General features: G+C 74.6%; 16 protein-coding genes and 1 tRNA gene. 13 read left to right on the forward strand and 4 right to left on the reverse strand.

All coding sequences use genetic code 11. The annotated features are described in order from the left end of the window. The first annotated feature begins 193 nt into the window (after nucleotides 1-193). The 11 genes from ACFYZL_RS08670 (at nucleotide 194) to ACFYZL_RS08720 (ending at nucleotide 7,743) form a co-directional block, all read left to right on the forward strand. The gene (locus ACFYZL_RS08670; RefSeq protein WP_388677291.1) at nucleotides 194-1,972 is read left to right on the forward strand and encodes an ATP-binding protein; all 1,779 of its coding nucleotides are present in this window, start codon (nucleotides 194-196) and stop codon (nucleotides 1,970-1,972) included. A 68-nt stretch (nucleotides 1,973-2,040) separates the two neighbouring features. Next, entirely contained in the window at nucleotides 2,041-2,475 is a 435-nt protein-coding gene (locus ACFYZL_RS08675; protein ID WP_384580595.1) for a roadblock/LC7 domain-containing protein, read from the forward strand. An 80-nt stretch (nucleotides 2,476-2,555) separates the two neighbouring features. Continuing rightward, the gene (locus ACFYZL_RS08680) at nucleotides 2,556-2,945 is read left to right on the forward strand and encodes a DUF742 domain-containing protein (RefSeq protein ID WP_384751899.1); all 390 of its coding nucleotides are present in this window, start codon (nucleotides 2,556-2,558) and stop codon (nucleotides 2,943-2,945) included. After that, a complete protein-coding gene (locus tag ACFYZL_RS08685) occupies nucleotides 2,923-3,528 on the forward strand; it encodes an ATP/GTP-binding protein (protein WP_388677295.1) in 606 nt (201 codons plus the stop codon). The genes ACFYZL_RS08680 and ACFYZL_RS08685 overlap by 23 nt, the downstream gene beginning before the upstream one ends. Continuing rightward, complete coding sequence (locus ACFYZL_RS08690; protein WP_384751905.1) at nucleotides 3,525-4,070, forward strand: GAF domain-containing protein; 546 nt, start codon at nucleotides 3,525-3,527, stop codon at nucleotides 4,068-4,070. The genes ACFYZL_RS08685 and ACFYZL_RS08690 overlap by 4 nt, the downstream gene beginning before the upstream one ends. 82 nt (nucleotides 4,071-4,152) lie before the next feature. After that, entirely contained in the window at nucleotides 4,153-4,518 is a 366-nt protein-coding gene (locus tag ACFYZL_RS08695; RefSeq protein ID WP_384751907.1) for an MmcQ/YjbR family DNA-binding protein, read from the forward strand. A 94-nt stretch (nucleotides 4,519-4,612) separates the two neighbouring features. Next, nucleotides 4,613-4,689, forward strand: a tRNA-Pro gene (locus ACFYZL_RS08700). 308 nt (nucleotides 4,690-4,997) lie between these two features. Further along, nucleotides 4,998-5,270 (forward strand): hypothetical protein, encoded by a 273-nt coding sequence (locus ACFYZL_RS08705; RefSeq protein WP_388677299.1) that lies wholly within the window; start codon nucleotides 4,998-5,000, stop codon nucleotides 5,268-5,270. 56 nt (nucleotides 5,271-5,326) lie between these two features. Further along, nucleotides 5,327-5,602 carry a hypothetical protein gene (locus ACFYZL_RS08710; protein ID WP_384751910.1) on the forward strand — a complete coding sequence of 92 codons (276 nt, stop codon included), beginning with the start codon at nucleotides 5,327-5,329 and terminating at the stop codon, nucleotides 5,600-5,602. A 159-nt stretch (nucleotides 5,603-5,761) separates the two neighbouring features. Continuing rightward, nucleotides 5,762-5,968: a hypothetical protein gene (locus ACFYZL_RS08715; protein WP_384751913.1), complete on the forward strand. Its 207-nt coding sequence runs from the start codon at nucleotides 5,762-5,764 to the stop codon at nucleotides 5,966-5,968. 299 nt (nucleotides 5,969-6,267) lie between these two features. After that, entirely contained in the window at nucleotides 6,268-7,743 is a 1,476-nt protein-coding gene (locus tag ACFYZL_RS08720) for a sialidase family protein (protein ID WP_388677304.1), read from the forward strand. A gap of 77 nt (nucleotides 7,744-7,820) precedes the next feature. Here the strand turns inward: ACFYZL_RS08720 and ACFYZL_RS08725 are convergent, their stop codons facing one another. The 4 genes from ACFYZL_RS08725 to ACFYZL_RS08740 all read right to left on the reverse strand — a co-directional run bounded on the left by ACFYZL_RS08725 (nucleotide 7,821) and on the right by ACFYZL_RS08740 (nucleotide 11,693). Then, nucleotides 7,821-8,531, reverse strand: a complete 711-nt coding sequence (locus tag ACFYZL_RS08725) for a M24 family metallopeptidase (RefSeq protein ID WP_384751919.1) — start codon at nucleotides 8,529-8,531, stop codon at nucleotides 7,821-7,823. Between the two features lie 29 nt (nucleotides 8,532-8,560). Then, nucleotides 8,561-9,772 (reverse strand): methyltransferase domain-containing protein, encoded by a 1,212-nt coding sequence (locus tag ACFYZL_RS08730; protein WP_388677307.1) that lies wholly within the window; start codon nucleotides 9,770-9,772, stop codon nucleotides 8,561-8,563. A gap of 117 nt (nucleotides 9,773-9,889) precedes the next feature. After that, nucleotides 9,890-10,948, reverse strand: coding sequence for an NUDIX domain-containing protein (locus ACFYZL_RS08735; protein WP_384751925.1), 1,059 nt, complete (start codon nucleotides 10,946-10,948; stop codon nucleotides 9,890-9,892). Nucleotides 10,949-11,069: 121 nt separating this feature from the next. Then, complete coding sequence (locus ACFYZL_RS08740; protein WP_384751927.1) at nucleotides 11,070-11,693, reverse strand: LysE/ArgO family amino acid transporter; 624 nt, start codon at nucleotides 11,691-11,693, stop codon at nucleotides 11,070-11,072. A gap of 69 nt (nucleotides 11,694-11,762) precedes the next feature. Between ACFYZL_RS08740 and ACFYZL_RS08745 the strand changes: the two genes are divergently transcribed. Together ACFYZL_RS08745 and ACFYZL_RS08750 are read left to right on the forward strand one after the other, a co-directional pair. Continuing rightward, the gene (locus tag ACFYZL_RS08745; protein WP_384751930.1) at nucleotides 11,763-12,680 is read left to right on the forward strand and encodes a LysR family transcriptional regulator ArgP; all 918 of its coding nucleotides are present in this window, start codon (nucleotides 11,763-11,765) and stop codon (nucleotides 12,678-12,680) included. A 10-nt stretch (nucleotides 12,681-12,690) separates the two neighbouring features. Next, complete coding sequence (locus tag ACFYZL_RS08750) at nucleotides 12,691-13,083, forward strand: molybdopterin-binding protein (RefSeq protein ID WP_388677312.1); 393 nt, start codon at nucleotides 12,691-12,693, stop codon at nucleotides 13,081-13,083. Nucleotides 13,084-13,118 lie beyond the last annotated feature (35 nt).

The following is a 13,118-nucleotide window of genomic DNA, read 5'->3' on the forward strand; positions in this document are numbered from 1 at the left end:
GGGGTACGGCCCCGGAGCGCGCCCCGCGTATTCGGGCTGTCGTACGAGCGCTCCACCGGGAGCGGGAAGCACCCCCGCGAAGTTCCCCAACCGGGGCTCAGGGGCGTGATGGTGCGGTCTAGCGTGGGTATCCGGTGATCAACACCGGGCCCCGGGAACGCCGGTGGCCGGGCCCCACGTACCGAGGACGCAGATGTCCGGACTCCGCGCAGCCCGCCACGCCCCGTCGAGACACGCCGCCCCCGGTCCCGGCCGGCAGATAAGGCCCCAGCTGATCCGTGCCGCCCTGCTGCCCACGCTCGCCGCCGCGCTGAGCGGGGCCGCCGCGGTGATCTTCACGCTGCAGCTCGGCGGGGGAGCGGGGGAGCGGGACGCCCGGCTGTGGCCGGTGCTCACCGGCTGCGCCCTGCTGGTGCTCGGCGCCCTCGCCGCGGCCCTGCTCGGGGCCCAGCGCGCCGCCAAGGCCGTCCGGGACCGGTGTGAGGCCCTGCGCCGTTCCAGCGTGCGCGGCCGCCAGGAGCTGCTCACCACGGCCGAGCGGCTGGAGCGGGGCGAGAGCGCGCCGCGTCCGCTGCGCGGTGGCGGTGGCGGCGGCCCGACCGGGCCCCGCCTCGGCGCGGACCCGGCGGGCATCGACGAGTTCTGGCTGCTCTCCCAGGAGCTGCGCGGAGCCCGGGAGCACGCGCACACGACCCTCGTACGACTGGCCGGCCCGGTCGCGCCCTCCGACAGCGACCGCAAGGTCGAGGTCTTCGTCAACCTCGCGCGTCGCCTCCAGTCCCTCGTGCACCGGGAGATCTCGCTGCTGGACGAGCTGGAGGACACGGTCGAGGATCCGGACCTCCTCAAGGAGCTCTTCCACGTCGACCACCTCGCCACCCGGATCCGCCGGCACGCCGAGAACCTTGCGGTGCTCGGGGGCGCCGCGTCCCGCCGCCAGTGGACGCGGCCCATCGACCTGAGCGAGGTGCTGCGCTCCTCCGTCGCGGAGGTCGAGCAGTACACCCGGGTCAAGGTGGTGCCCCCGGCGGGCGGCAGCGTGCGCGGTCACGCGGTCGCGGACGTGGTGCACCTGCTGGCCGAACTGGTCGAGAACGCCACGGTGTTCTCCGCGCCCGACACCGATGTGGTGGTGCGGGCGGAGCGGGTCACCGCCGGGATCGCGGTCGAGGTGGAGGACCGCGGGCTGGGCATGCCGGCGGAGGAGCAGCACCGGATGAACGCGCTGCTCGACGACCCCGACCAGATCAGCGTCCGGCACCTGCTCGCCGACGGGCGGATCGGCCTGTACGTGGTCTCGGCGTTGGCCCGCCGGCACGGCATCGCGGTCGAGCTGAAGTCGAACATCTACGGCGGCGTACTCGCGGTGCTGGTACTCCCGAAGGAACTCCTGGGCGCCCCCGCCGCGGTCCCCATCCCCCACCTGGAACCGGCCCGGGTCCCCACCCCGCCCCGGCCGACCGTCCCCGACCCGCGCACCGCCCCGACCGGCCGCGACCCCGCTGCCGCCGACCCTGCCCCGGCGGGCCACGCCCAGGCTGCGGCTCCCGGCCTCGCCGACCACGTCCCGGCTGCCGCCCAGGTCCACGACAGCCACCGGGTACCCGCCGCCGATCCGGCCCCCGGCCCCATCCCGTTCCTCCGCGCCGACCCCGGGCAGGCCACGGCCCCCGACCCGGGGCGCGGTCCTGGTTCCGGGCTCGCAGGCGGGGTCGTGGTGCCCTCCCCCCGAACCGAGGTCCCGCCATTGCCCGTGCGGCGGACCGGGGTGGCCGAGGAGCCCGCCGCGGGCGGCGTCGGGCGCCCCGAGTTGCCCCGGCGGCGCGCCCAGGAGCATCTCGCACCGCAGCTCCGCGAGGCCCCCGCGCCCCGGCCGGCGGCCGACGACACCGAGCGGCCCGTCCACGACCCCGGCCTGATGGCCGCCTTCCAGCGGGGCTTCGGCCTCGCGCAGTCGGAGGACCAGGCATGACCCCGATCACCCCGAGCACCCCGAGCACCCCGATCCTCACCCCTCGCAACGGCAAGGAGCACACCCCCATGGGCGGCGAAGTGGCGACCAAGACCGGCAGCCGGCTCTCGGACCTCGACTGGCTGCTCAGCGGCCTGGTGCAGCGCGTGCCCTACACGCGCAGTGCCGTACTGCTCACCGCCGACGGGCTCGTGACCTGCGTACACGGCCTGGACCCGGACAGCGCCGACCACCTGGCCGCCCTCGCCTCCGGGCTGTACTCGCTCGGCCGCAGCGCCGGCGCCCGCTTCGGCGACGGCGCGGAGGTGCGGCAGGTCGTGGTCGAACTCGACACCGCACTCGTCTTCGTCTCGGCGGCCGGCTCCGGCACCTGCCTGGCCGTACTCGCCGACCGCGAGGCCGACGCCGGCGTACTCGGCTACGAGATGGCGATGCTCGTCAAGAGCGTACGACCGTACCTGGCGGCCCCGCCGCGTCGGCCCGTCGCCGACCCGGAGCGATGAGGGCCCGCGCGAGGGGGGCGTACGAAAACGGAACGGCGTACCGGGACACACCCTGGCTCGACGACTCGGCGGGCCGGGTGATGCGCCCGTACACCGCCAGTGGCGGCCGCACCCGGCCGGGCGTCTCGCTCGACCTGCTCTCCCTGGTGACCGCGACCGGTGTGCGGCCCCGCGTCCCGCTCGGGGCCGAGCACATCCTCGCCCTGCGGACCTGCGCCGCCGCCGGGGCCGCCACGGTCACGGTCGCCGAGGTGGCCGGGCAGCTGCGGCTGCCCGCGGCCGTGGTCAAGGTGCTGCTGGCCGACCTGATGGAACACGGGGCCGTCGTGGCGCAGGCCCCCCGCTTCCCCGGCACGGGCGCGGGCACCGGAACCCGCGCCGGGACCGGCGGCGACCCCTTCGGCGCGTTCGCCGCGGCCGACCAGAACCTGCTCAGGGCGGTGCTCGATGGCCTACGCGCACGACTGTGACGCCGCCGAGGCCCGGGTGGCCGTCCCCGCGACCCTGAAGGTCCTGGTCGCGGGCGGCTTCGGCGCGGGCAAGACCACCTTCGTCCGCGCGGTGAGCGAGATCGAGCCGCTGAGCACCGAGGAACTGCTGAGCGACCTCGGCGCGGCCGACGACCCGCTGGACGGCGTCGAGGCCAAGTCCACGACCACCGTCGCGCTCGACTTCGGCCGGATCACCCTGGACGAGGGCCACGTCCTCTACCTGTTCGGCACGCCGGGCCAGCACCGGTTCTGGTTCCTGTGGGAGGAGCTGTGCGCGGGCGCGCTCGGGGCGGTGGTGCTCGCCGACACCCGCCGGCTCGCCGACTGCTTCCCCGCCGTGGACTTCTTCGAGCGGCGCGGGATCGCCTTCGTCCTCGCCGTCAACGAGTTCGACGACGCCCACCGCTACGCGCCCGACGAGGTGCGCGCGGCGGTGGGCCTCGGGCCGGAGGTGCCCGTCGTACGGTGCGACGCGCGCCTGACCGGTTCCGGGACGGGCGCGCTGGCCGCCCTCGTCCGCCATCTGCTGTGCCTGTCCAACGAGTCGGGGGGACCGCCATGACGTACTACGAATCGACCGGACACCTGCTGCTGACACCCGTGGACCGGGAGGCGCCCGCGCGCGCCGTCCGGCTGCGCGAGCTGGGGCTCGGGGAGCGCACCGACGCCGAACTGGACGCCTTCGCACGCCGCGTGGCCGACGCGCTCGAAGCGCCGTACACGGGGGTCAACTTCATCGGTGAGGAACGGCAGTTCTTCGCCGGGCTGCACCACGCGGCCGACGCCCCGGCGAGCGGATACCCGGCCCGGGTCCTGCCCCGCGACCACGGCTACTGCCCGCACGTGGTCGTACGCCGGCGGGCCCTGGTGCTGGAGGACGTGCGCGACTTCGCGCGCTTCGCCGGCAACGCGGTCGTGGACGAGAGCGGGGTCCGCTCCTACGCGGGCGCGCCGTTGACGGACCGGCGCGGGATCGTCCTGGGCACGGTGTGCGCGGTGGACGTGGTCCCTCGGCGATGGGGCACGGAGGGCCTGGCCACGGTGAAGGCACTCGCCGCCGAACTGGTGGGGCTGCTGCACGCGAGGGAGGACGGGGGCGCGTGAGCCCCGCACGGGACGCGACTGTCAGTGGCGGGTCCTACGGTCGGGGGACGAGGGTTCGCCGGTGGCTGGAGAGGAGCCGCGAATGGCCACGACCGCGCGGGACGTCCGCATGATCGCGCTGTCGCTCCCGGACAGCACCGAAAAGCTCGCCTGGGGCATGCCGACCTTCCGGGTCGGCGGGAAGATCTTCGTGTCGCTCGCCGACGACGACACCTCGATCGGGGTGAAGTGCCCGAAGGAGGACCGGGCGGAGCTGATCGCCGCCGAACCGGAGAAGTTCTTCGTGCGCGAGGGCCACGACGACAACTACGCCTGGCTCCGGGTCCGCCTCTCGGCGGTGCGGGACGTGGAGGAGCTGCGGGCCATCCTGACCGATTCGTGGCTCCAGGCGGCCCCGAAACGGCTGGCCGCCGCCCACCCGGAACTGACCGCCGAGGGCACCGCCTGAGCGGGCGGACGAAAAGGTGCGCGCGACGACCCTGGGAAGTGCGGTATTGTTCTCCTGCGCCTGCAACCGGGGGAAACCCCAGGTCAGCGGGTATCGGGACGTGGCGCAGCTTGGTAGCGCACTTGACTGGGGGTCAAGGGGTCGCAGGTTCAAATCCTGTCGTCCCGACCATGCGGAAACGCAGGTCGGAGGCCGTTCTCTCATCCATGGGAGGGCGGCCTTTCGTGCGTCCCGGGTTCCGTGGCGGTCGCCATGCGCACGCCCGGCACCGGGGCACGCCGCCCCCGGTGCCCAGGACGGGCCGGGGAGAGGGTGCCAAGCTGGAGTGAGGGCCCGCGAGTGGAGCCCCGAGTGCTTTCCATTCGGTCCGGTCAGGGTCAGGGGCGCCACTCATCGGGCATCGCCAGGAGGCGTTTCCGCGTGGATCCGGTCCACCGGGACCAGGACCGCGCGACCGACCCGGAAGGCAGGTGCGTCCCATGCGCGCGTCGACCCGTATCGCCGGTGTCCTCACCGGCCTGACCCTCGCCCTCGGCGGCGCGGCCCTCATCGCGCCGGCCGCCCACGCGGACGTCACGGCCTGCATCAACCAGGTCGAGCGCGAGCTGCGGGGCGGTGAGGCCCCGGACTACGTGCGCATGGCGTGCTACGTCGGCCTGACCGGCGACAACGCGCAGTGCGTGGCCGGCCTGACCGCGGGTGGTGTGACCAACGGGACGGCCGTGAGCGCCTGCCGGGTGGCCCCTGACTAGCAGCCGGGGCGAGTTCCGTTCCCTGACCGAGAACGTCTGGAGAGCAGGTGTCTCCCATGCGCAGTCCGATCCGTACAGCCGGCGTCCTCAGCGCGCTGGCCCTCACCCTCGGCGGTGCGGTGATCGCCGCCCCCACGGTCCGGGCGGACATCCCCGCCTGTACGCAGATGGCCATGCAGGCCGGTGCCACCGACTCCGGCTCCGTCTCGGCCGCCTGCAGCCGTGGCGTGGTCGGAGACCTGGACAGCTGTGTGAGCGGGCTGTCCGCGGCCGGAGTGGCGGGCGGCGCCGCGACCGGCGCCTGCCGGATGGCGGCCTACGAACCGCGCTAGGGCCGTGGCCCCGGACGACCCGGAGACCGCGGGGCACCCGGCGCGCTCGCGGGTCCCGTGCGGAGCGCCCATGCTGAGGGGGAGGGCGCCGTCGGTCCCGAGACCGAGACCTGTCCTTCCCGAGGGCCGACGCAGGGCGCCCGAGAGGAGGAGGAAGTCATGCGCATGCGAAGAATCCTGGGCCTCGCCCTGGCCGCTGCGACCCTTGCCGGCACGAGCGCCGTCGGCGCCGTCGGCGCCCAGGCCGCCTCGTCTCCGAACATCAGCAGGGACGACTGCACGGCCGCAGGCGGACAGATCACGGCACGCCCCTACGCCGGCTACTCGTGCGTGCTGCCCGACGGGACCTTGCAGCCGATCACTTGACCACCGTTCGGGCACGGCCGGGCAGCCGGTCCGGCCGGAGCCCCCGGCCCGTCCCGGCGCCGCCATGATTCCCCGCTGAGCCTGCGGCAAGGCGCCGCAACCGCACGACCCAGGAGCCGACCGTCACGACGAACCGTGACGGTCGGCTCCGTCGTGCTCCCCGGCTGCCTCCAGGGGGACTCCGTCGTTCGGCCCATCAAGGGCACCGGCCACGACGCCGAAAAGGATCAAGCGGAGTCGCCCCATCCCCACGTTCCGGTACTCCTCCGCGCCCCAGGCCGCCCCGGAGGAGTTCCCGCATGCGCGTCGTCCTGCCCCTGACCGCCGTCACCACCGCCGCGCTCCTGCTCGTCACCTACACCGGTGCGACACCGGCCGCCGCGGACCGGAACCCCGGGGGCGCGCCACCGCTGACCAAGGTGTCCGAGGGCGACCCGTACGCGGACTGCACCATCGGCGCCAGATCCCCCGACAGCGTCGTCTACCCGGGCACCGAGGTCGAGCCGTACCTGTCCGTGGATCCGCGCGACCCCGAGCGCGTGGTCACCGTGTTCCAGCAGGACCGCTGGAACGACGGCGGCGCCCGGGGTCTGGCCGCCTCCTGGTCCACGGACGGTCGCACCTTCCACCGGAGCACGCTGCCGTTCAGCCTGTGCGCCCCCGGCGGCGCGGACTTCGAACGGGCCACCGACCCCTGGGTCGCCACCGGACCGGACGGCACCGTCTACGCGAGCGGGGAGGGCGTCGACTTCACGAAGAGCACGCGCAGCGGCCTCCTGGCCGCGACGTCCCGCGACGGCGGCCGCACCTGGCAGAACCTCACCACCACCCACGTGGACGAGGAGCCGTTCTTCAACGACAAGCCCTCGCTCACGGCCGACCCGATCCGTGAGGGCACCGCCTACCAGGTCTGGGACCGCCTCGACAACGACCCGCCCGGCCCGAGTGCCATCGACGGTCCCGGCTACATCTCCGTCACCCGCGACGGCGGCCGCACCTGGAGCAGGGCCCGGCAGTTCGTCGACACCGGTTCGGTGCCCAACACCCAGACCATCGGCCATCTGATCGTCGTCGACCGGCACACCGGCACCCTCTACGACTTCTTCGACCGGATCACCCTGTCCGACGACCTGAGCACGGTCGTCGAGGCCCGGTACGAAGTGGTCACCTCCACCGACGCCGGTGAGACCTGGAGCTCCCCGGTCGTCGTGGCCCGGGACAGCTCCGTGCCGGAGGTCGACCCCAACGACCCCGCCAAACCGCTGCGCTCCGCCGCCACCCTGCCCAGCCCCGCCATCGACCCGAAGACGGGCACGCTGTACATGGCGTACGAGGGCTCGGACTTCTCCGGCGGGGCTTTCGACTCCGTCCAACTCGTGCGCTCCACCGACGGCGGACGCACCTGGGGGAGCCCCGCGCTGATCAGCCCGGAGGGCGTTCCGGCCTTCTCGCCGTCCATCGCGGTCGACGAGCGGGGGACGGTCGCGCTCACCTACAACGACCTGCGCTTCCTGCGGCCGGGCGACACCACCACCCTGCCCACCGCCTGGCAGCTGGCCACGCTGCCGCACGGAGACCTGGAGCGCCGTTCCGAACGGCGCATCTCGCGTGTCTTCGACTGGCTGCGGGCGCCGTTCGCAGGGGGGTACTTCCTCGGCGACTACCAGGGCCTGGTGGCGGACGGCAAGGGAGTGCGGGCGGTGGTCACCGAGACCCACTCCGACGAACCCGGGAACCGTACGGACGTGTACACCGGCAGCTTCCGCACCAAGTGACGGGTCTCGCGCCGTATTCGGGCTCGACACGACCCGAATTCCCTTACCGGTCGCGGCAGTCCGCTGCGGGCCGTACGTCAGATCAGGGCGAGGAGCTGCTTGAACGAGCCGCCGAAACCGCGGTGTTCGTCGACCAGGTGGACCTCCAGGAGCCAGTGCGCCTGCCACCCTCCCTGGACGGTGCGGCGCAGCGGCCGGCCGTTGTCCGGACCGATGTACGCCTCGGCCCGCGCGCCGCGCGGATGCGGAGCGGGCACCTCACCCACGAGGTGCCCGGCCTGCCAACCGCCCAGCGACCAGCCCGCCTTGGCGGCGAGTGCCCGGAGCACCTCGTACAGTTCCCGGCCGTTGATGCCGGCGTCCGCCTGGTACGCCTCGCGCGCGGCGGCGAAGACCTTCGGCAGGTCCTCCTGGAGCCGCAGCCTGTCCGGGTCGTCGCCCAGGACCAGGGTGCGGGCGAAATCGGTGCCGTGACCGCCCAGGAGGAGCGGGCCGAAGCGGGCTATGACGATGTCGTCCACGTCGATGACCCGGTCCGAGCGGGGCTCCTGCCCGCACGGGAGCAGCGTGTGCCGGCCGGAGCGCACGAGACGCCCCGGCCACGGAGCCCCCGCCACGGACGACTCCCTGTGCAGGGCCCCGATCCGGTCGGTCACCTCGTACTCGCTGCGCCCGGGAGCGATCAGACCGCGGGCGGTGATCCCGGCGAACAGCGCCTCGGCCGTCCGCTGGGCTTCCACCAGCCCGAGGGCGCGCAGCCGTTCGTCCATCCGGTCGGGTGCCGGCATCGTGCCGCTCCTCTCCCTCGTGTGTCGTTCTACCGGGTCGCGCGCGGGCTCCGCAGGGTGGCGTGGGCGATGAAGGAGTGCCGGTCGTCCTCGTACTCGGTCAGCCGCCAGCCCGCGCAGTGCAGGGCGGCTCGGAGGTTGGGCTCCGCCAGGAGGTCGTCGGGGCTCGGCGACAGACCGTGCCGCGCGGCCCGTTCGGCACGGCCGGAGGGGTGGAAGAGGAGCAGCTCCCCGCCGGTCGCGCTGACACGGGCCCATTCCCGCAGGGCCGCGCGGGGTGCCGGGAGGTGGTCGAGGAGCCCGGCGGAGAAGATCCCGTGGACCGAAGCCGTCGGCAGGGGCAGCCGTGTGCAGTCGGCGGTGAGGAGGCCCCCGTGGCGGGTCCGGCCGTGGCGGGCGGCCGCGACCAGCATCGCGTGCGTGACGTCGATGCCGAGGACGCTCCCCGTCGGACCGACCAGCGCCCGCAGCGCCGGCATGGCCCGTCCGGTGCCGCAGCCGAGGTCGACGGCGCGCCGGCCCGGCCCCAGTCGCATCCGGGCGACGGCCGCCTCGTACGCGGGGGTCTGGTAGGCGAAGCGCTCCTCCCAGGCATCGGCCCGCCGGGTGAAGAAGGTGCGGGTGGCGGTGCGTTCGGCGCGCGCCGCGACCAGCGCCGCGAAACGCCCCAGTACGTGCTCCAGCCAGGCGTCGGCGTGGAACCGGACCCCCCACGCGCTGCCGCCGACCCGGAACGCGCGCACCGGATCGCGGTCGCACGAGGCCAGGACCACCGCCCCGTCCGGCAGCCGCAGGGAGGCCAGGGGGGAGCGCGGAACCCGCTGCCGCCCGGCGGCCCCCGCGAAGAGCGGGTCGGAGGCGGCGGCCGGGGTGACGCCGACCTCGTCCCAGCCGGCGCCCTCATCCGGGCCGGGCGCGGCGGAGCCGCCGGCGGCCACCGCCAGCAGCTCCGCGCCCTCGCGGACACCGAGTACGGGCACCTCGGCGGCGAGCGCGGCCCGCAGGAGCGCCACCTCGGCACCGCGCGCACCCGCGTCCGGGCCGGGAGGACCGCAGGGGCCGTCCTCCGGCGCGCCGCCGATGACGACCAGCCCGTCGACGCCTCCGAGATCACCGGGGACGCAGCCCCCGTCCGAGGTAGAGGCCAGGACTGCCCGCGTGGCCAGTCCTTCCACGGCGAAGGCGGCTTCGGCCCGGGAGAGGTCCTCTCCTCGCGCGTGCCGCAGGATGAAGACGGCCATCGCTGCCCCCTTGGATTCGAGCCACCAGGCTCGATCGAGCCGCGTCTGCGTAAGAATGCATCCAATCTTGCCGCATATGCCAGGGCTGGTCAGTGATTGAGACGGCAGACGCGGCGTTCAGTCGGCCGGGCGGCCCGCGTGGAGTTCCAGGGGGCCCGTGCGTGTGGTGCGGGCCGTGAGGGACGCTTCGATCTGGCGGCGCAGGGCGCCCTTGACCAGGTCGCGGAGTTCCGTGCGGGGGACGGCGCGCCACGCGAGGAGTTCCGAGGGGTCCAGCCGGATCCGGGCGAGGGTCGGGGCGTCGAGGACGCCGCCGTCGTAGAGGAAGCGGACGCGGGCCGGGCGGCCCGCCTTGTGGGACCAGTTCACGGCGAGGAGGCGGCCCGGCGGGAGGTCGAGGCCGAGTTCCTCCTGGACCTCCCGGCGGGCGGCGGCGCGCGGGGTTTCGCCCAGGTCGCTGTCGATGCCGCCGCCGGGGAGGTGCCAGCGGCGGGTGCTCCCGTAGGAGGGGCGGACGAGCAGGATCCGGTCCTCGGCGTCCGTGAAGAGCACGCTCGCCGCCGTCAGCGCCTTGGGGCGGTTGGCCCGGTGGTCGGCGGCGTCCAGGACGCCCGAGTGGCCCAGGGCGGCCCGGCGGGCCGGGTCCAGGCCTGCGGGTGAGCCGGGCTGCGGCACCCCGTCCACGAGGTGCGCGAAGGAGCCGGCGTGCAGGGCCGCCAGGCCGGCGCGCAGCCGGGGCGCGATCCGGGCCGGGAGGGCCTCGCAGGCTTCCTCGGGCGGCAGCCAGCGGGCCTCGGTGATCTCGCCGTCGGGGAAGGAGAGCGCCGAGGCCTGTTCGGCCGGGAGTGGTCCGACGAGGTGCACGTGGACGATGAGGGAGCGGCCGAGCGCCCCCGGGGGCCGGGAGTCCACGGCCAGCAGCCGCCCGACGGGCGCGTGGAGGTCCAGCTCCTCCTCCAGCTCGCGGGCCAGGCCCTGTTCCGGTGTCTCGGTGTCCTCGACGGTGCCGCCGGGGAGTTCGAGGTCGGGTTTGTAGGAGGTGGTCAGTACGAGGACCCGGCCCCGGCTGTCGAGGACGATCCCGGTGGCGGCCACGAGCGGGGCCGGCTGGGCGGCGTAGTACGCGCGCACCTCGTCGGGAGAGGGGCGGTCGGGCACGGCGGGCTCCAGCTCCACGGGGTCGGTCTCCAGGGGTGAGGTCCACCGCACTATGCCACGGGCGGTGCCGGGGGCCGGTGGGCCCGCGCCGGACGCCGTTCAGGCGTCGGCCGGGCGTCACGCGCAGGACATGCGGGCGTCAGGCGCGGGCCAGGAGCAGGCCGCCCATGGTGACCATCGTCGCGGCGACGAGCCCGTCCAGGACCCGCCAGGCCGAGGGGCGGGCGAGCAGGCCGCTCAGCAGCCGGGCCCCGTACCCCAGGGTGGAGAACCAGGTCAGGCTGGCCAGGCCCGCCCCGATGCCGAACGCCCAGCGCAGGTCGCCCCGGTCGGCGGCGAGGGAGCCGAGGAGCAGGACGGTGTCCAGGTAGACGTGCGGGTTGAGCCAGGTCATGGCCAGGCAGGTCAGTACGGCGGCCCGGCGGCCCGCGCTCGTGCCGCCCTCCGCGGTGAGCGCGGCGCCCGGGGAGGGGCGCAGCACGCGGCGGGCCGCGAGGATCCCGTAGCAGATCAGGAACCCGCCGCCGGCGATCCCGACGGCCGTGAGGGCGGCCGGCCAGGCCGTGACGAAGGCGCCGACCCCGGCGACTCCGAGGGCGATGAGCACCGCGTCGGAGACGGCGCAGATGGCGACCACGGCGAGTACCGCGTGTCGGCGCGCGCCCTGGCGGAGGACGAAGGCGTTCTGTGCGCCGATGGCGACGATGAGGGAGAGACCGGTGCCGAAACCGGCGAGGGCCGCCGTGATGATGCCGTGTGTCATGCCCTCGACCGTAGGCAGCCGCATCGATGCAGTACAGCTAAAGATTTTTACGTACCATTAGCACTCGTGATGGACGAGCTTCCCCTGGACCAGGTGCGGACCCTGCTGGCCGTGGTGGACGAGGGCACCTTCGACGCCGCCGCGGCGGCCCTGCACGTGACGCCCTCGGCCGTCAGCCAGCGGGTCAAGGCCCTGGAGCAGCGGACCGGACGGGTCCTGTTGATGCGCACGAAACCGGTGCGGGCGACCGCGTCCGGGGAGGTCGTGGTCCGCTTCGCCCGCCAGCTGGCCCGCCTGGAGCTGGACGCGCGGGCCGAGCTGGGCATGGCCGACGGGACGGGCCCGGTGCGGCTGCCGATCGCGGTCAACGCGGACTCGCTGGCCACCTGGTTGCTGCCGGCGCTCACGCGGTTGCCGCAGGACCCGCCGGTCTGCGTCGAGCTCCACCGCGAGGACGAGGCGCACACGACGGAACTGCTGCGGGAGGGGCAGGTGATGGCGGCCGTGACCTCCTCGCCCGACTCGGTGGCGGGGTGCGCCTCCCGGCTGCTGGGGCTGGCGCGGTACCTGCCGGTGGCGAGCCCCGGTTTCGCGGCCCGATACCTGGCGGGGGCGCCGGAGCGGGACCTGAAGGTGGCGCCCACCGTCGTGTTCGACCGCAAGGACGAGCTCCAGGACGTGTTCGTGCGCGAGCTGACGGGCGACCCGGCGGCCGCCGCGGGGGCGGTGCGGCACTACATCCCGACCTCGGAGGGGTTCCGCGACGCGGTGGTCGCCGGGCTCGGCTGGGGGATGGTGGTGGAGCAGCAGTCGGGGCCGCTGGTGCGGGCGGGGGAGCTGGTGCTGGTGGCGCCGCGCCGGCCGATGGACGTACCGCTGTACTGGCAGCAGTGGAAGCTGGACTCCCCGGCGCTGTCGGCGGTGGCCGGGGTGGTCGCGGCCGCGGCCCGCGAGGCCCTGCGTCGTCCGCCCGCCGGCGGGTCGTAGGCTGCGGGGCATGGAGTCCTACACGATCGGTCAGGCGGCACGACTGCTTGGCGTCAGCGTCGACACGGCGCGGCGCTGGGCGGATGCGGAACGGTTCCCCACCCGCAGGGAAGGCACACGGCGGATGGTGGACGGGCCGGACCTGGCCGCGTTCTGCGTGGAGGCCGCGCAGGAGGGCGCCGACGGCGAGGAGGCCCCGTACAGCTCGGTGCGCAACTCCTTCCCCGGGATCGTCACCGGGGTGAAGCTGGGGTCGGTCACCGCGCAGGTGGAGATCCAGGCCGGTCCGCACCGCATCGTGTCGCTGCTGACGCGGGAGGCGGTGGAGGAGCTCCGGCTGGAGGTGGGCGCGCGGGCCACGGCCCGGGTGAAGTCCACGAGCGTGTTCGTGGACCGCACCTGACCGGTGGGCCGCGGGGCGGCGGGGCGGGCGGTTCG

Origin of the sequence: Streptomyces sp. NPDC001717, assembly GCF_042892775.1 — a bacterium.
In the GTDB taxonomy this organism is placed as follows: domain Bacteria; phylum Actinomycetota; class Actinomycetes; order Streptomycetales; family Streptomycetaceae; genus Streptomyces.